The organism is Roseibium algicola, from assembly GCF_001999245.1.
In the GTDB taxonomy this organism is placed as follows: Bacteria; Pseudomonadota; Alphaproteobacteria; order Rhizobiales; family Stappiaceae; genus Roseibium; species Roseibium algicola.
Genome location: NZ_CP019630.1, coordinates 3,212,633 through 3,232,429 on the forward strand (window position 1 = coordinate 3,212,633; position 19,797 = coordinate 3,232,429).

Consider the following 19,797-nt stretch of genomic DNA (forward strand, 5'->3'; position numbering starts at 1 on the left):
GTGGCCAATTACCTTGTGTGGACGACGATTCCCTCTGGCTTGCGAAGAGGGGCTGATGGCAATCTGATCCTACGGATTGGCCTCGTGCCTTCAATCAAACTTGGAATCGACAGGACCACTCAGAGTCTTCTGTCCGATGCGAGTTATCATGACTTCGTCAGGTGGACTAACACACTCAATACCGCCGCATTCGCCCTGAAACTGGCCGACGACGCTGGAACTGAAGCCACGTTCAGTCCGGAACTCGATTTTCTTCCAATGCCCGGGCTGGAGTTAGATACCAAGTTCTGGGAAACGGTTTTCCCGGCCAGTACCGTTGTAAGGCCATTCGGACCGTCGACGCCACAACCCCTGAACGTCAAATCATACGACGCCCGATCACTCGCAAATATCCTGTCACTTGGATATTTTGCCGAACTGAATGCAGTAAAGAGAACCTTCTCAATCGCTTCGACAGATTTACGCGCAAATCCTGTAATACAGGCGTTGACGGGTGCCGAGCCTGACGCAAACTTTCGGGCGCTGTCCAACGGCGACGCCGCTCATATTATCGAGACATTCCAAGAGTTTTCTGCATTTCATACGGTCGATCAAACGGTGGCGCCAGCGACCGCGCTGGCTGTCCAGCCAGAAATGGAGTTTCACGAAATCGTTTCGGCACTTCAGGATCATAACGGACTGGCGCAGAAACTGGGTTTGGTCCTTCGCTTTGATGTTCCAATACCCGAGAGTGTCATCAGTGATCTGGGTGGAATCGTACGGATCAAGATTGACGTACGATTGTCGTTGAATGACACGCTCGTCGCGGCACCTTGGACTGTCTGTGATGTCCAGCAGCAGATCGGCACAACCGATTTTGGAGTGTTTCACCCACGTCGCTCGGACGGTTCCAAGCTACCCGACTGGGCAGGGTTCCGATCACTTGAAGCCAGTACTGGAAGGCTTACGAATCTTGAAATTGACTGGTTGGCGCTACAATTGGCCGAGTCTGCCAGACAGACAGTCGCAGCGGATGTCGTCCCTCTTGATTATCAATCTGCTCTACCCTTTCCGAAAGCCCTTGCTGCCCTCCGTCAGAGTGGCATCTCTCTGATTGACCTGCCGAACGAAAATCCAGAGGCTGGCCAAGAGTTGCCTCTAGTCGCTGAATTCAAATCCAACAATACGAGATTACTTGCTCTCGACACACAGCAGGCAAGTCAAGTCAACACCCAGCAGCCAGACCCCGGTCAAGTGATCTTCGCCGATGATGGCCTGATCCGGGGATATCGTGTCTACATACGCAGCATTTCAGAGGGCGTCTGGAGAAGTCTTTGCTCCAGGATACTTACTTACTCCTTCAATGGTGGTCCTCTGAGAGAGGTTAAGTGGTCACCGGGGCCAGATGAAGGGGAGATAACGAAGGTACTGGCGGATCAGGCAGGCCAGAGTGCGACTTCGCCTTTCTTGTTCAACTGGGACGGCTGGAGCCTTGTGGCTCCGCGCACCGACAATCCTGTCGACGAGGACGGTGATGCGCAGGAGATCGTTGATGAGGTCTTCAGAAATTTCGCCGTCAAATGTGTGGTCGTTGATGGTACACTCCAGACCAAGCGCTACGGTGAAACCTATGAGTTCTGTGTTGTACCGGTCGACCTCGCCGGAGAGTCGTGGTCCCTGAAGGAAGCATCTTTAATACTCTCTGACGCAACCCTCGGCGTGCGCACGGCAATCATCGGAAATCAGAGACTCCAGCCGATACGTTCCCCGTCGATATTTGAAAATGATCGCGAGCAAGGGGAAAAGGGGACGACCGTCGCCATCCGAGCACTAGACGGCCGTCCAGTTGCGAATAGCACTGTTCAGATCGTGCCATCAGATGCTGATTTGTGGCTAGTGAACGAGCACGGTTCATTTGACGCGATGAGCGATGACCAATCGTTTGATGTCATCGTTAATACAGCCGAAGAGTTCATCGGCCCAAAAGGTACTGGGACAATGGATGTGCCGTTTCTTCCCGACCCGATGTGCCGTGGCGTTGTCATCAGGTCTTCGTCAGGGGATCTCGACTCTGGACCAGTCACATTTCCATCACGGCCAGGTATTGACGAGTTGAAGAAGCGTCTTCTTCTTCGATCAGTCAATCTATCCGTCAGACCAGGAGCCCCAGATAGCAAGCCGTCAATCACGAGTGCCGCGGGCAGCATCACAGTCTCTATTCCTCCAGGCGAGACTGTCAGGGCATTGATGTCGTCGGTGCTTGGCGAAGAAGACTACCGCAGCCTGTGGGTTTCCAGTTCCCTCGAAACACTTCTCAGCTTTCAGAAACCGGAGACAATTGCTGCGTTCGCCGCCGAGGATCAATCCAAACTGACCGCCTCCTTGAGGGGCGAGGTGCTTGCGGGGTCGGAATATCTCGTTACCCCTCCAAGAGAGGTAACGTTTGTGCATGCAACGCAAAGGCCAATCAGAGCACCTATTTTTGGAGATCGGATCCGCGCAGAGAAGATCGGCCTCAACTCATCCGCCGTGAAACTGGTGGACGAGGCATTCTCAGTTCATGTTCCCAGTACCGGACGGATCGAATTTAATGCCTCATGGACGGATATTGTTGATGAACCGTGGTCGAAAGAATTCCGAGAAGTACCGGCAGTTCTTCCACCGTTTGGCTTCAACTTAACGGAAACGGATGAGCCCTCGCTTGGTGTCGTGGGACACCCTGCGAGCTATTGGCAAAATAGCCCGAGCAATGATGGACCACTTGCGAAAGAGCGCGAAGCGCAGACTGCAAACCGCCAGGAACCCACGGTTCATGCCTTCCCGGATACAAAGTATCGCGTTGTCACATATCGTGCGCGAGCAACCTCTCGCTTTCGATCCTTCATGCCGGAAGAGGTTCTGAAAGACCCGGACGCTTTGTCGCAATTCGAAACCGTAACTGTCGAGGTTTTCAACAGTGCACCGCCTGACGCGCCGGAAATAAGGGCGATCCTCCCGATATTCAAAAAAGAAATGGCCGAGGACGGGCGAACGCAAGTCCATGTCACCGGACATCGCTTCTTGTTCGAACGCCCTTGGTTATCGTCTGGACCCGGTGAGATGGCCGCTTTCTCGGTTCGCGAGACGGAGCTTTCTGATACGCCTCCCGAACTGAACAACGCTGTATCATCCTGGGCATTCAACCCGAGAAAGCTTGGAGCACCGACATCGAGATGGCCAACCCTAGATGATTTCGTCAATGCCGGTGAAAAACTGATCTACGTTCCGGTCTACCCGGAGCAAAATACCGCTGATAGTTCCATAGCAGAACTTGGCCGTGTATCGTTGGCCACTTACGATGTGGAAATCGATGCTGAACGGAATGTCGTTTGGTGTGATGTTCAGGTGCATCCGGGCAGAGCCTACTTCCCCTTTATAAGGTATGCCGTCGCACGCTACCAGCCGAAATCGATTGCCGGTGCAGCGCTTTCGAAGATCGTCATGTCCGACTTCGTCCAGATTTCGCCGACCCGCACGGTCTATGTAGGCAGCGTAAAGGATGGCAAAAGAATCATAACTGTATCTGGCTTCAGCTATGTCGAGAAAGGGGCCTCTGCGGTAACAAGCGTTGTCGAAGTGTTTTCCGAAGTACCGTTGATGAATGCCGCCTCTTCAGAAGCTGTCCTGTGGCAGGCGACCGGCGACACCATTGAACTCACCGCGAAGCGTGAGGGCGCAGAACTCATGACTTGGAATGGTGAAATTCCGGAGCAGGACGGAAAATGGCGACTAACAATCGTCGAGTACGAAATCTACCAAATAGAAGAAAATACCGAGGTACGGCCCGATGAGGACTTCAAGCACAATGGCGTTCCCGCCACGAGGAGAATGACCTTTATTCATTCTGTCGAACTAGCCTGAAGGCTAAAACGCCAAACTTACGGTCTCTCTGCATACGAGGTACTGAAATGAACTTTGTGGCACGCGAGCTTGTAGCATTTATATTGAGCACCTTGTTCATCGCTGCCACGCTAAATGCACAAGCGCGTGCAGGCGCCGGCGTGGAAGCGGACAAATTATGGCCCTCTAAACAGATCCCCTACGCGGTTTGCGATTGCCGCAATGGGGTGCCATATTTTTGTACCAAGGTGCAATGCCTTGCAAAACCTGATGTCATCCTCAAGGCAATCTCCGATTGGAATGCCTCGGCGATAACGGTCAAGCTGGTGCCGCGAGACAAGTCCGGGGCGAAGCCGTATTTGCTCTACTTGGCGCAAGAGGACGACAGCAACTTAGAGACTGGCAAATGGCCTAGATGGTGTTTCACCGAGGCTGGGTTTACTGGAACCAATAGCCCTCATCCTGTCGTCATTGGAAACGAATGCGTGCGAAATATGGGATCGATCCTCGGCATGACCGTCTTGCACGAGACGGGTCACGCCGTGGGATTGCTCCACGAGCAGCAACGTACCGACCGCGATATATTTCTGAAGGTAATGTTTCCCGGCAGTACAGCAAATGCAGCAATCGGACAGTCGGGACGAATGTGTGCAAGCGACCGGCAGGAAGAATGCGAATTTCAGTCCGGGATCTTTTACCGTGTCTATACGTATGGCCGAAACGTAGGAGAGCATGACCTGAAATCGATCATGCACTACCGTCTCGTCAAAAATTTTGAAACATGCGTTACATCAGAACCGAAGCCAGATGATTATGAGCTTGCGTGTATGGACTTAACCGAGCGGGGGCGCAAACGGGTTGAGGAGTTGCTTATTCAACCCAGCCAGATTGGCTCAAAAATATTCGGCCTCTCTCCGATCGATATCTATACGGTGAATGAGCTATACAAAGACGTGCCATAACAACTTTCGGCTTCCCATAGTCATAGAGCTGCTTCACCCTGCGACATCGACATAGTGCGGACGGTCAGCTATTGCGCGATATCGGTAGATATCCGCAAATCGAGTAAAACCGTTGCGCCATTGGTTGGGAATTGACTTGCTGCTGAAGTGTCAGCCAGTGGCTTCTCTTATCTGATCTGCCATCCAGTTGGAACTAAGAAGTTAACATACCAGTTTGCAGAAATTGCATGCCAGATCTACCGCAGCTTGTGGGAAAAGATGGGGCGCCTTTGGAAGGCGATAAACGAAGGCGCATTACAGCGATCGAGTTCGCATCAGCCTGAATGTCGGTCTCTAGGTAAAGGCAGTATTTGCACGAACGGCAGAAATGGCGGCGCAAAGTGGTTACTCGCTTGGCGAAGAACAAACGAGAGAACGCGATCGCAGCTCTCCACTCCATCCGAATTGTTGCGAACCGAAGTCTCTTCCCGGTCAGGTTTCGCGTAACCTGCCATACGGTAGCTCAACTTTTTTGAAATTGATGAAGTAGCCCCTGGTCTTGTTCTGTTACTGGCGTATCCACCTTGACGATGAAGTGGCGTAACGCCAGGTTTAGGTTGAGGAGGTGGCTGATGGCCAAATCTGTTAAATTCACCGACGACACGTTCGTTGATGACGCGCGCGTCATGGCCGAACTCCATAGTCGGTCGGTCGCTGGTCAGATTATGCACTGGGCGCGGGTTGGTCGTGCCATCGAGAGGTTCGGCAGATTCGACCAAGCCAAAATATGTCGAGTGCTCTCGGGCGAGATGGAGACCAGCACCCTCACCGCAGAGGAAAAGGCGGTCTGGTCGGAGAGGTTCCTGGAGAAGATTTCGGAACCCGGTCCCGATGAGGAAGCCTACTACGCCGAGCTGCGCAAGAACGGCAATGCTTGCAGGCTTGATGCTTCCGGTAACAACGTCCGCACGGACTTTCGACCCGAAAAATGAGTTCGACATTAACGCGGACGATTTACGCGCATATCTTCACAGGACGGGAAGTCGCAGTTTTTACTTGCTTCAGATCTTTGAAGCATGTCCGAAACCCGAAAGTCCCGCAGGAACAAGAGGGCGGTTTGGCTTTTTACCATACGCCCACCTTTAGAATAGAAGTTGGGCGATCTCCCCACCGACGCTTTCGTTCCGCAGGGAAGTGCTATTTGCGAGGCGAACCAATTGCCTCAGCGAAGCTTCGAACTCTGACGCATCCGCTGTTAGGTCAATAGTGCGAACGGAAATCTGATGCCCTTGAACAATCATCGTCTCATCGACAGCGCCCCCAACTTGAGGATGGAGCAGGATACCCTCCGCTGTCAGGCTCGGCGGATCCGAGTTCCGTTCTTGCGTTCGGAGGTAAGCGTAGATTTGATAGAGATAGCCGCTTTTCAATATCTCTCCACGAAAGTTTGACGAGGTCAGAATTCGAGTGAATTTCGTGTCGATTATGATGCGGCGGCCAGTCGCCGGATTGTTCAGTTCAATGTCTGTCTGCATGCCCGGAAGGATTGGAGGCATCCCAAGTGTCGACACGTCGACGGGCCAGTCAATGCGGCGGCCTTGAGCGATGCGCCAGCCTTGAGGTTCCAACTCAAGGCGGAGTGCGTTGCCGACAGCACGCTCGAAAAGACGCCGGATCAAGTGTTCAGAGGCATCTGTTCCAGGTTGGAATGTTGATCCCATGGTTTCCGTCGGAATTGTATCGTCGAAGACCATACGTGCAAGTGCGACCATCATGCGGTCAGTGCGTTCATTGCGCCCAATCTGATCGAGGCCGAGTTCGGCGCGAGACGGTCGCTTGTTCGCTACTCCGACACGCGAGAAATCAGCGGCAAGACTGCGGCAGCGATGCGCCGTCTCGGGCTCTGAAATCCGTGCGGCAAGACGATCCAGCGCCGCGCGGACCATTCTGTTCCGGGGCGTGTCCATTACGTGTTCTTGAAACTGACACGCGACTTGTCCGCGTTCCATCAACTGGCCAGTCTCGGTTGCAAGCATGTCAATCCGGCCCCGGACACGCGGTAGGACGGCTGCTCGGGTCCGGTACCCTCGACTGAGATTGCGACGGAGCCGTTGTTCCACCACATGTGCGATCAGTCGCCCAACCAGATCCGGTAGATCCCGTGCGGCTTCGACGTCGCGCTCGAAGGAGTTTTTGTATTGAACGAGATCCGCCGCATACAGAAACAGAAGCCAGATGTTGCGGAGAGGGATTTCGCCCGCCATCAGAGCCCATCCCGGAGCCTTGACATGGCTTCTGCTGCGCGTTCAGGCGCGTCAAACCAATATTCCTCGAGCAACGGGCCAATTTCAGTCTCGATCACATCTCGAAACCATGCTCTTGCGTCCCCCAGCGGCTCGGTCGGCGTTACGTAAGAATGTCCGATTCGAAACTGTGGTCCGAGTGTTCGATCGGAAGAGATCTCCTCGTTCAGCGCCTCCATTCGAATTCGGATCAGCTCAAGCAATTCGCCGTCCAATCCACGATCCGCGCACCAGGCCGCCCACAAGTCGTTCATCGTCGGTTTCAGTGTGACAAAGGCGAACCGGCGCCGTAAAGCCAGATCGACAAGCGCAAGTGATCGGTCAGCGATATTCATCGTGCCGACGATGTAGAGGTTATCCGGTACATGCACTCGCTCCCCGGCTTGCTTGCGATAGGCAAGCTCGATCGCATCAGCGCGACTTCGTTTGGTGTTCTCAAGCAAGGTGAGCATTTCGCCGAATACTTGCGCCGGGTTGCCGCGATTGATTTCCTCGATGATAAGAACATGGGCGATATCGGGCTGTGCGCGCGCGGCCTCGACCGCCTGAAGGAAAACTCCGTCGGTGATCTCGAGACCGTTTGAGCTGGGCCGATAGCCGCGGACAAAGTCCTCATAGGACAAGGAGGGGTGGAACTGGACAGATCTCAGTTGCTCGGGCTTCGGTGTACGGCGGCCGATCAGAGCTCGAGCGAGGCGTTTGGCGAGCCATGTTTTGCCGGTCCCGGGTGGTCCCTGGAGGATCAGGTTCTTCTTCGTCTCGAGCCGTGACACCATATTTGCCAAGTCCGCCCTCGAGATGAAACCGCCATCGGCTATAATGTCCTCTATTCCATATGGTTCGAGCGGCGGAGAGTCGGTTTCGCTTTCGGACTGCTCTTCCTCCTCGATTGCTGTAAGTGGCTCAATGTCTTCGGCATACTTTTTTGCCCATACGGGATAGGTAAGGAACCGCGAAAGGTTTTGATCTTCCCCCTCGAAAGCGAAGGCAACGAGTTGACGAGCCATGTCGTCGTCTTCGAATTTCGCGCGCGCGATTGTCGTGCGATAGGTGTAAAAGAACCACTCCCTCGGCGGGTCGAGTTCTTCCCACTCGACATCGACTGTTCTTCCATCTCCGCGTTGGCCGGTGATCGTCCCCACCGCCTTTATGAGCATGGTACTGACATTGCGTCCACGGTTCTCAAATGGAACATCATGCTTGCGCGTATAAGTGGATTTGATAGCAATTCTGTCACCTTGTTTCATCTGCCGCACAAGGTTGGAGAACTTCTCTTCGTGGCCACTTTGCCAAATGTTTTCATTCAGAAACCGTGATGTCTGATCGACTTCATCCCATACCGCCCCCACGAACCAGTAATTCACGCCATCCGCAACGATCTCGCCCTCTGGTGCCTGATCCTCTTCTTCGTCAGCCTTGAAAGCGGACTGCGCTTGGCGGAAAATGTCGACGGCCCGGTCGTCGGATATTTCGACTGACTTTCCTGCTTCCGTGAGAGCCCAAACTCCACGCTTGGGCGAGTACAAGAACCCAGCCTTCGTTAGGTAGAACCGCGCCCAAGCGACCTTGTTGTTGAATTTCGGCTGTCCGTTTTTGTTCGTCTGGTTTAGGAAATCTTCTGGCACGTTATGGCGTTTTGCGATCTCATCGACGACATCCTTGGGCTTTGCCTGGCCGCCAAAGTCACGCAACACTTCGAGAACCGGTGCAAAGTAGCTGGCGAACTGAGGGGCACCGTCAATCTTTCGTTCAAATAGGCTCACGAACGACCTCGTATGCGTTTTGTGAAGGGTGATCATTAAGCGCAAACGACAGTTGGATCGCAAGTTTGGCTAAATCCGTCGCCTTCGAAGGACACAGAGGCCACCGCACATTGACGCCGGCTTTGGCAAAATGCAGCTCTTGATATGCTCGGAACTCTGTTTGGGCTCCTGCCAATGGTGACCCATGTTCCCGCACAGCTATCGCTCAGCAAATGGTATGAAAAGGGGGTAATGAACGGCAAAGGAGAGTAGCGAAAACCGCGGAATTCCACGGTTTTCGCCTGAGGGAACATTACTCATAACCTGAAGGTCGCAGGTTCAAATCCTGCTCCCGCAACCAACAAATAACCCGGCCTCGCGCCGGGTTTTTTGTTGGTAGCGGATACAGATTTTAAACTGACCAGGGGCCCGCAAGGAGGGCTATGCCCGACGCAGTGGGACAAAAACTCTCAAAGCCAAATACCAAAACAAACAAATAACCCCGGCAGAAAAACTGACCGGGGTTTTTTTGTTGCCTAACGCAACTCGACCGGCACCGTTCCAGGGACACCCGAACGGCAAAGCCCAAATGAAACGCTGGAAACAAACCTAATCCGCTCCAAAAATCCAAAAGCCCCGCCAACATTACTGGCAGGGGCTCCGGGTATCTCTGATCCAAAAACCAAACCTAAGCCGTCGAAAACAAAACACCGCCCAACGTCGACGCCACCTCCTCAATCATACCGTCCTCAACAATCAAAGGCGGGGAAAGCGCGATGATGTCCCCTGTAACGCGGATCAGCAAGCCTGATGAAAAGGCAAAGAAGCCTTCAGGTGTAATGGCGTGCCGCATCCAATTGAAAGAACACGACACGCCTTTGAGTTACAGCATCCAGGTCGCGATGCCAGGGAAGAACAGCAAGATTGCGAGAACAAAGAGCTGCAGCACGATAAACGGAAGCAGAGCTCCGTAAATGTTGCCGAGCGTAATGTTCGGTGGCGCCACGCTTTTCAAGTAGAAGGCCGCCGGACCGAAGGGGGGCGTCAGGTAGGAGACCTGCATGTTGACGGCAAACAGGATGCCGAACCAGATCGGATCATATCCCAGCTGAACGACGATCGGAACGAAGATGGGCAAGGTCAGAAGGGCGATCCCGATCCAGTCCAGGAACATGCCCAGCACAAGCAGGATTGCCATCATGATCAGAATGACGGCCACCGGCGACGCGTCGAGACCAAGCATGACCGCGGAAACGAAGCGGTTGCCCCCCATCAGGTTGTAGACACCGACGAGCACGGCTGCGGCGATCCCGATCCAGATGATCATGCCGCAGGTTTCCAGCGTGTGGACCAGACTGTCCTGAAGCATACGGACGTTAAGTTCCCTGCGAAGCAGTGCGATGATGAGCACTGACGAGACCCCGAGTGCAGCTGCTTCGGTGATAGAGGCGATGCCTCCATATATGGAACCCAGAACCGCTACCACGATGAAGACCGGGGCGATCAGGGACCGGATCGCACTTCCTATTGTTTCTTCGGCTCGTTCTTCCGCGGAAATTGGTGGCCCGAGGTCCGGGTTTCGGAAACAGCGGACAAGAACATAAGCGATATAGCAGCCGAGCAGCATCAGGGCAGGTGTGACTGCCGCAACGAAGAGGTCGGCAATGGAAACACTTGCCACCAGCCCGTAAATGATCAGAACGATCGAGGGCGGCATCATGGTCCCAAGCGAACCACCTGCGCAAACGACCCCGATTGACAGGTCACGGTCATATCCAAGCCGCAGCATCTGGGGCAAGGCCAGAATTCCCAGTAGAACAATCTCACCACCGATGACGCCGGACATGGCGGCCATCAGGGTGGCGACGATCAGCGTTTGAACAGCGACACCACCTGGCAACCGTCCGGCAAGAACCCTCATTCCGTTGAAGAGGTCCTTTGCGATGCCTGATCTGTCGAGGAGCGCCGCCATCAGGATGAACATCGGAATGGCGACGAGGGAATATTCCGTAATGAAGCCGAAGATGCGAGCCGTAACCAGCGGTAACGCATTTCCTCCGAACCAGCCGAACGTGAAAACCAGGGCTACGAGCCCCGTCACCCAGGCGAGAGGCTGACCTGTAAGCAACAACACGAAGATGCTGCCAACGAGCAGAATTGTACCGTATTCAATACCCAGAACGTTGAGGCCCATGTCATCGGCCTCCGCGTTCATTGTAGGCAGCGTCATCGCCGCGGATCGTCTTGATCAGGTGCATCAGGGTCTGAACGAACATCAGGCAAACGCAGATCAGAATAATGATTTTCAGCAGTGCCGGTGTTGGCGGGTTCCACGCCGTACCAGTGCCCTCCAGATGGATATCGCCGTTGGGTCGGTGGGTAGCCTTCCAAGCCATTGTCGCGCCTGCGTATCCCAGTCCTGCAAAGAAGATCATCGCGATCAAAGAATTGACGATATCCAGCCATCGACGCACCCGGGGTGAAACCGAGTCATAAATCATGCGCACGCGAATATGCTTGTCGCGAGCGAGCGCTACGGGGCCGCCAATCAGGAAGATGGCTGCTATGAGGAAGGTCGTGCTCTCGTGAGCCCAATACGTCGGACTATCAAAAACGTAACGGGCGATAACCTCATATACGCTGATGGCAAACGCCAGAAAGATAGCCCAGGCAAAGAGCTTCGCGGACCCGGCAATGAACCGGTCGAGGCCGGTTCGCAGGTTCGCCTGGCCATTGTCCTCCAGGTCACTCACATCCGGATTGTCCGGCATGGATTCTTCTCCCGTCGCGCAGTTGGCAAGCTGTTGTGGAAATAGGGGATGGCCAATCAGTCTTGGCTGACGGCCACGCACCGGCATCTCGTTTCACCCGTTATGGACAGATAGAAACAAGGTCAGGCCGCACCCAAACCTTTCGGTCCGGGTGCGGCTGCGTCAACGGAACGTTGGTCAGATCAGAGCTGGTTCCGGCCCTTCAGATAAGCGACCACCGCATCGTAGTAGCGTTGGGTGAGGTCGTTCTTGCCGGCCCAGTTTTCCCATTCCTGCTGCGCGATCCTGCGGAACTTCGCTCGCTCGTCGCCTGACCAGTTGACAATTTCGATCTCGGGGTTTGCCTTGGCTTCCTCGACTGCGGCCGCATCGAGTTTGCGTACGGAATAAACGTGATCGAAAATGAACTGGTCAACGGAGGCGTTCAGGACGGCCTTCAGGTCGTCCGGAAGTTCATCCCAGATTGATTTGGTCATCGAAATGTCGATCAGCGGCAGGGAATGAAAGCCCGGATACAGCGGATAGTGGGCAACGTCGTTCATGCCCTGCGACTGGTTGGTTGCAAAAACCGTGTAATCGGCCGCCTGGACAACGCCCTTGTCGAGAGCCGTGAAGACCTCTGAACCGGGAAGTGCAACCGGAGAGGCACCTGCCTTGGAGAAGATTTCGTAGACCATGCCTTCCGGCGCACGCATCTTGACGCCCTTCAGGTCTTCCACGGAGCGGATCGGAACACTGGAGACGAAAGCTTCCGGCTCAGTTGCTGCCGCTCCGATGAAATGGACGCCATAGGGCTCGACCAATTCGGCGTAAAGCTCGTGACCGCCACCGGATTGCATGAACCCGATCAATTCGAACGGATCGCTCCAGGCACCGACCAGGTTGCCCATCATCGCGAAAGCGGGATCCTTGCCGGCGAAATAGCTCGGATCGGTCAGATGCCCCTGAAGAATACCGGAGCCAACGGCGTCAAGCGTATCGGTATGCGGGACAACGGCACCAATCGGCAATATCTCGATCTCAATCCGCCCGCCGGACATTTTCTCGACGTTTTCAGCCCACTTCTGCTTGTTGATGAATCCGGGTTCACCAGCCGTTTCCGAGGTCTGGAAGGTCCAGTTGTAGTCGGCGGCTGTTGCGGCGGTCGGTGCTGAAAAGACCGACAGGGCAAACAAGCTTGTTAGAATTCCGGTCTTCAGCGACGAAAGACGCGCAAAACGTCTTTCCACAGTCACAGATTGTTTGATGCGTGCTGCAAGGTGTTGAAATTGCACACCGCCGCGCAGCGCTTTCGTGTCTTCGTGATAATTATTCGATTGCATGTTTTCCTCCCACATACATCGCCACAAGTTGGCTAGCCAACGCCAAGCACGTCACGTTACGCGGCCAGAAACCAAATATGACAGGTTAATTCACGCAATCCATTTGCGGGAACCCGCAATTTGGGTGTCGTTGCCGGCATTGCATCTCAGGGATGTGAGGGGTGTTCTGAGTGCGGCGACCTTGCGTGACGGGGGGTATCGGGGGAGGCGTTCAGATCTTACCTTGATCGCATGGAGCGTGCGTGCAGTCGACACCGATGCCAGCTGGTCGCACTCTCCACGCCGGTGAAGGGCTGCCCAAGTACAAAACGCCCTGGAAACGAATGCTTCCAGGGCGTTTTTCTTGTCATTTGGTCCAGGTTCAAGCGGCCGTGTTCTGAGCTTGCGGCTGCTCTGCTGGTTCCTCGTGTTGTGCAAGCGGGCGATTGCCCGAGAGCTTGCGGACCAGCACGTAGAACACCGGCGTCATGAAGATCCCGAAGAAGGTCACGCCGATCATGCCGGAGAAGACCGCGATGCCCATCGCGGCTCGCATTTCCGCACCGGCGCCGGTGGAAAGCACCAGCGGAACCACACCCATGATGAAGGCCATCGAGGTCATCAGGATCGGGCGCAGACGTAAGCGGCTGGCTTCGACTGCCGCTTCAACCGGCGTTCGGCCTTCAAATTCCAGTTCCCTTGCGAATTCCACGATCAGGATCGCGTTTTTCGCCGAAAGCCCGACCAGCACCACCAACCCGATCTGGGTGAAGATGTTGTTGTCGCCATGGGTCAGCCAGACGCCGGTCAGGGCGGCAAGGACACCCATCGGTACGATCATGACGATCGCCACCGGAAGCATCAGGCTTTCATACTGGGCGGCAAGCACCAGGTAGACCAGAAGCAGGGCCAGAGGGAAGACCAGGAACCCGGAGCTGCCGGCAAGGATCTGCTGGTAGGTCAGGTCTGTCCACTCAAAGGCAATGCCTTTGGGCAGGGTTTCTTCCGCAATCCGCTCGACCGCTGCCTGGGCCTGGCCGGAGGAAAACCCGGGAGCCGGGCCACCATTGATGTCAGCCGCAAGGAAACCGTTGTAGCGGGTTGCCCGTTCCGGCCCGGTGGTGGCCTCCACCTTCAACAGGGCGGAGAGCGGGATCATCTGGCCGGTGGCAGAGCGGACCTTCAACTTGCCGATATCGTCGGCATGCGCCCGGTACTGGGCGTCCGCCTGCACCCGGACACTGTAAGTGCGACCGAAGGCATTGAAGTCGTTGACATAAAGTGAACCCAGGTAGATCTGCAGCGTCTCGAATACGTCCGTTACCGATACGCCGAGCTGTTCCGCCTTGGTGCGATCAAGATCCGCATAAAGCTGGGGCACATTGATCTGGAAACTGGAGAACAATCCAGCCAGTTCCGGCGTCTGATAGGCTTTCGCCAGGAAGGCCTTGTTGGCCGCGTCAAGTGCCTGGTAGCCGAGACCTGCCCGGTCCTCGATCTGCAGTTTGAACCCGCCGGTGGTGCCAAGGCCCTGAACAGGCGGCGGCGAGAACATGGCGATAAACGCGTCCTGGATCGTGCCGAACTTCTGGTTCAGCTGCATCGCAATGGCGTCGCCGGACAATTCCGGAGACTTGCGTTCCTCGAAATCCGTCAGGGTGGCAAAGACGATGCCCGCGTTGGAAGAGTTGGTGAAGCCGTTGATCGACAGGCCCGGGAAGGCGATGGCGTGTTCGACACCTTCCTGTTCCATGGCGATCTCGCTCATCCGGCGGATGACGTCTTCGGTCCGGTCCAGCGTGGCAGCGTCGGGGAGCTGGGCAAAGCCAATCAGATACTGTTTGTCCTGTGCCGGCACGAAGCCGCCGGGGACTGTTGTGAAGAGGCTGTAGGTTGCCCCTGCAAGTGCCATGTAGACCACCATGACGATGGTCTTGCGGGACAACAGGCCGCCGACGCTCTTGCCATAGGCGTTTGACCCGGCGCCGAAGGCCCGGTTGAAGCCCTTGAAGAACCAGCCGAAAAGGAAGTCCATCGAACGTGTCAGCCAGTCCTTGGGCGCATGGTGATCCTTCAGGAGAAGGGCGGCCAGGGCCGGGGACAGAGTGAGCGAGTTGATGGCCGAGATGACAGTCGAGATTGCGATCGTCAGTGCGAACTGGCGATAGAACTGACCCGAAAGGCCGGTGATGAAGGCCAGCGGGACAAACACCGCCACAAGCACCAGTGCAATGGCGATGATCGGTCCGGAGACTTCCTTCATGGCCTTGTAGGTTGCCTGGCGCGGGTTCAGCCCGTTTTCGATGTTTCGTTCGACGTTTTCAACGACCACGATCGCGTCATCGACCACGATGCCGATGGCGAGAACCAGTCCGAAGAGGCTGAGAGCGTTGATGGAAAAGCCGAAAACATACATGACGCCGAAGGTGCCGATGATCGACACGGGCACGGCGATCAGCGGAATGATCGATGCGCGCCATGTCTGCAGGAACAGGATCACGACGAGGACCACAAGCACCACGGCTTCCAACAGCGTGTCGACCACCTTCTCGATGGAGGATCGCACAAACTTTGTGGTGTCGTAGACGATCTCGTATTTGACGCCGTCAGGCATGGCGACCTGAAGGTCGTTCATGGTCTCGACCACTGCGTCGGAGATCGCAATTGCGTTGGAGCCAGGTGCCTGGAACACAGGAATGGCGACGGCCGGTTTGCCGTCGAGCAGGGAGCGCAGGGAATAATCAGCTGCACCGAGCTCGATCCGGGCAACGTCGCGCAACCGGGTGACCTCACCGTTTTTACCGGTACGGACAATGATGTTGCCGAACTCTTCCGGTGTCTGAAGACGACCTTGCGCATTGACGCTGAGCTGAACGTCGACACCCTTCAGGTTTGGCGAAGCGCCGATAATGCCGGCTGCGGCCTGCACGTTCTGTTGACGAATGGCGTTGGTGATGTCGCTGGCTGCCAGGTTATGGCCGGCCGCCTTTTGAGGGTCGACCCACACACGCATGGAGTAATCGCCGGAACCGAACACCTGCACCTGGCCGACACCCTGCAGGCGGGCCAGCCGGTCCTTGATGTTGAGGACGGCATAGTTGCGCAGGTAGGTGATGTCGTAGCGATTGTCCGGCGAGGTCAGGTTCACGACCATCATCAGATCGGGTGAACTTTTCACCGTGGTTATGCCAAGGCTTCGTACTTCCGCCGGAAGACGGGGTTCGGCTTGCGAAACACGGTTCTGAACAAGCTGCTGGGCCTGGTCGGGATCAGTGCCGAGCTCGAACGTGACCGTGAGGGTCATGACGCCGTCAGAGGTCGCCTGGCTGGACATGTAGAGCATGCCCTCGACACCGTTGATCTGTTCTTCCAGCGGCGTTGCCACCGTCTCGGCAATGACCTTCGGGTTCGCCCCCGGATAGGCGGCGCGCACGACGATCGATGGCGGTACCACCTCGGGGTATTCGGAGATCGGCAGCGCCCGCAGACCGATCAGGCCGGCGATGAGGATGAGGACAGACAGCACACCGGCAAAGACCGGGCGGTCGACGAAGAATCTCGAGATATTCATATCCAGGCCCTTTCCGGTCGGAAATCGGGACAACACGTCCCCGGCCGGTGGCGGCGCCACCGGCAATCATGACTTGAATTGTTGAAGAGGGGAGGTGGAGCGCCTTGCACTCCACCTGTTCACTCAGTTTGCAGCGGCAACGTCGTTTTCGAGCTGAGGATCGACGAGTGCACCAGAGCGGATCCGCTGCAGGCCGTTGACGACGATCCGTTCACCCGGTTCGAGGCCGCTGTCGACGATACGTGCACCTTCCGCGGTCCTGCCAAGGTCGATCGGCCTGTAGGCCACCTTGTTGTCGTCACCGACGACATAGACATATTTCTTGTCCTGGTCGGTGCCGATGGCGCGTTCGCTGATCAGGACCTTCTGTTCCGGCCTTGGCTCACCCATGCGGATACGCACGAACTGACCCGGGATCAGCCTGCCGCCCGGATTGTCGAAGACTGCCCTGACACCAATGGTGCCGCTGACGGCGTCAACCTGGTTATCGACCAGCTGCAGCTTGCCCTTCACCGGGTGTCCGGCGGTTGACGAGGTTTCGATTTCGACGGGGATCATGTCCAGTGGCGGCACCGCAGCATCTGTCTGCGGCAACTCGGCCAGAACCCGCGAGACCAGGTCTTCACTTGCGTTGAAGCTTGCATAGATCGGATCGACAGAGACAAGGGTTGTCAATGCCGGCGATGCGGAGCCCGCGGCAACGAGATTGCCGACGGTGATCTCGATCTTGCCGACACGACCCGACACGGGTGCCAGCACCTTGGTGTAGCCAAGTTCCAGCTTGGCCGACCTGAGAGCTGCCTTGACGGTTCTGAGGTTGGCCTGTGCTTCGGCGTAGGTGTTGCGGCGCTGGTCGAGGACGCTTTGGGAGATGGTCCGGTTTTCGATCAGCTTGTTGCCACGGTCCAGTTCCAGCTTGGCGAGGTTGAGCTGCGTTTGCGCAAGTTCAACCTGACCTTCCCTTTGAGCGACGGCAGCCTCGTAGGGAGCCGGGTCAATGGTGAAGAGCAGGTCACCTGCTTCCACCAATGCGCCTTCACGGAAATCGACGGATTGAATGGAGCCGGCCACACGGGAGCGGATCTGCACCCGGTCAACGGCTTCGAGCCTGCCGGAGAAATCTTCCCACACGGTTATTTCGCGGGATTTGACCTCGGCAACGGTCACCGGCACCGCCGGGATGGCGACTGTACCGCCCGCGGCCGTTGCAGGGCTGCTTGCCGGTAGGTTCATGATGAGGACAGCGGCTGAAACAGAGACAGCAACTGCCAGACTGGCGCCCGTCAGGGCCCAGCGCTTGCTTCTTGATGTCATTGGTCTCTCCTTGGAAACCCTGCTGAAAACACAACCTTCAGAAGGGTTTGGATATCAAATCAGTGGACGCTGACGGACTGCACGAAACCGGAAAATTGCGTGCTTACGGTTTCTTGCCAGGATGGGGTCTCGTCCGTCTTTCCGCCGTAGAGTGATGGCCAGCCTGTCCCGGCGGGGAGAACATGCTGGTGAACTTCAACGCCTGCATTTTTCAGGCAGGTCGCAAAGCCGAGTGTTTCGTCCTTGAGGGGGTCGTCCTGAGAAGACAGAACAAGCGCGGGGGCAACGCCGGTCAGGCGTGAGCACATGCATGGGGCCGCATAGGGGTGGCACATGCCGGTGCTGAGATAGTGGCTCCAGCCGTCGGCCCAGATGTCCTTCATGCCGAACTCGCCGGCCTTCTGAAACGATGCAGAGCCCATGAAAGGATCAAGCAGGGGTGACAGAAGGATCTGCCCGTCAAGTTCATCGGCGAAATGATCCCGCGCCTTCAGCGCGACCGCTGCGGCGATGTTGCCGCCAGCCTCGACGCCGCCGACAAGAAGCAGGGATTTCCGGTTCCCAAGGCCGGCGCGCTTTTTCGCCAGATAGGAGAAGATCGAAAAACCCGTTTCCAGCGGCTTCGGAAAAACGCTGCCAAGAGGTACATTGTAATCCGGCATCACGACAATAGCGCCGGTTTCGGCAATGAGATGCGCAAACTCGCTTTCCTGCGGGACGGTGCCTTGAAAAGCGCCGCCGTGAAAATAGATGAGGACTGGCGGCGACTTGCTGTATTCGGCACCCTGGTAGACACGTGCCGCCACGGGGCCGATGGCCACCTTGTCGAGTGTCATATCCTTGATCTGCAACGTCATTTTCAGTGCCGTTTCGTGTCTGTTGGTTGAGGGAGAACCGGGTACACCAGCTCTCTTGCATGTCCGATAGGTATTGTTGTTCCAACTCTGGAATAAGGGGTGTATTATTGGTTTCACTATTCGAATTTTCGAATAATAAGCCTATTTTTTGATCAGGACGCCCAGAAATGGATCAACTCTCCGCCATGCGCGCCTTTGTGAGGGTGGTTGAAACAGGAAATTTCACCCGAGCCTCCGATTCCCTTCAGATGCCGAAGGCGACGGTTACCAACCTGATCCAGAATCTCGAGAAACATCTGCAGACCAAATTGCTCAACCGGACAACACGGCGCGTGATCGTAACGACGGACGGCGCGCTTTATTATGAGCGGGCCGTTCAGATCGTTTCGGAGGTCGACGAACTTGATGCCAGCCTGTCCCAGGCCCAGAGCAATCCGGGTGGGCGGCTGCGCGTGGAAATGTCAGGGGCCTTTGCCGACTGGTTCGTGATACCGGAGCTTGGCGGTTTTTACGAAAAATACCCGGATATCCGTATCGACCTCGGGATCGGCGACAGGACAGTCGACTACCTGGCAGAGAATGTTGATTGTGCCTTGCGCGGTGGTGCTCCGGCTGATCAGTCGCTGATTGCACGGCGGGTGGCGGAGGTCGGCCTGACCACTTGCGCGGCAGCGTCCTACCTGGAGCGGGCAGGTACACCGGAAACCCCGGCAGACGTGAAGGCGAACCACTATTGCGTCAATTATTTCGTTGCCGCCACCGGACGCACCCACCCGTTCACCTTCCGCAAGGACGGTGAGGAAATTCTGGTCGACGGACGCTATCATTGCTCGGTCAACGATGCCCGCAGCTATGTGGCGGCGGCCGTTGCCGGTCACGGTATCGCGCAGCTGCCTGACTTCATGGTGCGGGAAGAGCTGAAGCGCGGGGACCTCGTGCCGCTGCTGACGGAGTGGTCCGCCGACACCATTCCGCTTTATATCGTCTACCCGCCCAACCGGCACCTTTCGAACAAGGTTCGCGTTTTTGTCGATTGGCTGGTGCGCCTGCTTGCCGATGTGCCGGCGCCCGCCCAGTCTTCGGTATGAAATGCTGGCAAGGGGTGCAGCGCAAGAAGGCTATCCACCGCGAGGCTGACC

At 56.1% G+C, this 19,797-nt stretch carries 12 protein-coding genes; 4 read left to right on the top strand and 8 right to left on the bottom strand.

Going from position 1 to position 19,797, the window contains the following annotated elements; all coding sequences use genetic code 11:
- The 3 genes from B0E33_RS15035 (at window position 1) to B0E33_RS15045 (ending at window position 5,791) form a co-directional block, all read left to right on the top strand.
- Entirely contained in the window at window positions 1-3,879 is a 3,879-nt protein-coding gene (locus B0E33_RS15035) for a hypothetical protein (RefSeq protein ID WP_077291638.1), read from the top strand.
- A 47-nt stretch (window positions 3,880-3,926) separates the two neighbouring features.
- Window positions 3,927-4,820, top strand: a complete 894-nt coding sequence (locus tag B0E33_RS15040; RefSeq protein ID WP_077291639.1) for a M12 family metallopeptidase — start codon at window positions 3,927-3,929, stop codon at window positions 4,818-4,820.
- Between the two features lie 611 nt (window positions 4,821-5,431).
- On the top strand, window positions 5,432-5,791 hold the full coding sequence (locus B0E33_RS15045) for a TA system antitoxin ParD family protein (RefSeq protein WP_077291640.1): 360 nt from the start codon (window positions 5,432-5,434) through the stop codon (window positions 5,789-5,791).
- 150 nt (window positions 5,792-5,941) lie between these two features.
- Here B0E33_RS15045 and mcrC read toward each other — a convergent pair whose 3' ends face one another.
- The 8 genes from mcrC to B0E33_RS15085 form a co-directional block, all read right to left on the bottom strand.
- Window positions 5,942-7,063 carry a 5-methylcytosine-specific restriction endonuclease system specificity protein McrC gene (mcrC, locus tag B0E33_RS15050; protein ID WP_077291641.1) on the bottom strand — a complete coding sequence of 374 codons (1,122 nt, stop codon included), beginning with the start codon at window positions 7,061-7,063 and terminating at the stop codon, window positions 5,942-5,944.
- Window positions 7,063-8,865, bottom strand: coding sequence for an AAA family ATPase (locus B0E33_RS15055; protein WP_206051368.1), 1,803 nt, complete (start codon window positions 8,863-8,865; stop codon window positions 7,063-7,065). The genes mcrC and B0E33_RS15055 overlap by 1 nt, the downstream gene beginning before the upstream one ends.
- An 862-nt stretch (window positions 8,866-9,727) precedes the next feature.
- A complete protein-coding gene (locus B0E33_RS15060) occupies window positions 9,728-11,074 on the bottom strand; it encodes a TRAP transporter large permease (RefSeq protein WP_206051369.1) in 1,347 nt (448 codons plus the stop codon).
- Window positions 11,040-11,615: a TRAP transporter small permease subunit gene (locus B0E33_RS15065; RefSeq protein ID WP_077291643.1), complete on the bottom strand. Its 576-nt coding sequence runs from the start codon at window positions 11,613-11,615 to the stop codon at window positions 11,040-11,042. Before B0E33_RS15065 ends, B0E33_RS15060 begins: the two co-directional genes overlap by 35 nt.
- A gap of 182 nt (window positions 11,616-11,797) precedes the next feature.
- Window positions 11,798-12,937 (bottom strand): TRAP transporter substrate-binding protein, encoded by a 1,140-nt coding sequence (locus B0E33_RS15070; protein WP_208997635.1) that lies wholly within the window; start codon window positions 12,935-12,937, stop codon window positions 11,798-11,800.
- A gap of 361 nt (window positions 12,938-13,298) precedes the next feature.
- The gene (locus B0E33_RS15075; RefSeq protein ID WP_077293343.1) at window positions 13,299-16,487 is read right to left on the bottom strand and encodes an efflux RND transporter permease subunit; all 3,189 of its coding nucleotides are present in this window, start codon (window positions 16,485-16,487) and stop codon (window positions 13,299-13,301) included.
- A gap of 123 nt (window positions 16,488-16,610) precedes the next feature.
- Window positions 16,611-17,801 (bottom strand): efflux RND transporter periplasmic adaptor subunit, encoded by a 1,191-nt coding sequence (locus tag B0E33_RS15080; protein ID WP_023000087.1) that lies wholly within the window; start codon window positions 17,799-17,801, stop codon window positions 16,611-16,613.
- A 59-nt stretch (window positions 17,802-17,860) separates the two neighbouring features.
- Window positions 17,861-18,658 carry an alpha/beta hydrolase fold domain-containing protein gene (locus B0E33_RS15085; protein WP_077291645.1) on the bottom strand — a complete coding sequence of 266 codons (798 nt, stop codon included), beginning with the start codon at window positions 18,656-18,658 and terminating at the stop codon, window positions 17,861-17,863.
- 167 nt (window positions 18,659-18,825) lie between these two features.
- Here B0E33_RS15085 and B0E33_RS15090 point away from each other — a divergent pair, with 167 nt between their 5' ends.
- A complete protein-coding gene (locus B0E33_RS15090; protein WP_023000089.1) occupies window positions 18,826-19,746 on the top strand; it encodes a LysR family transcriptional regulator in 921 nt (306 codons plus the stop codon).
- Window positions 19,747-19,797 lie beyond the last annotated feature (51 nt).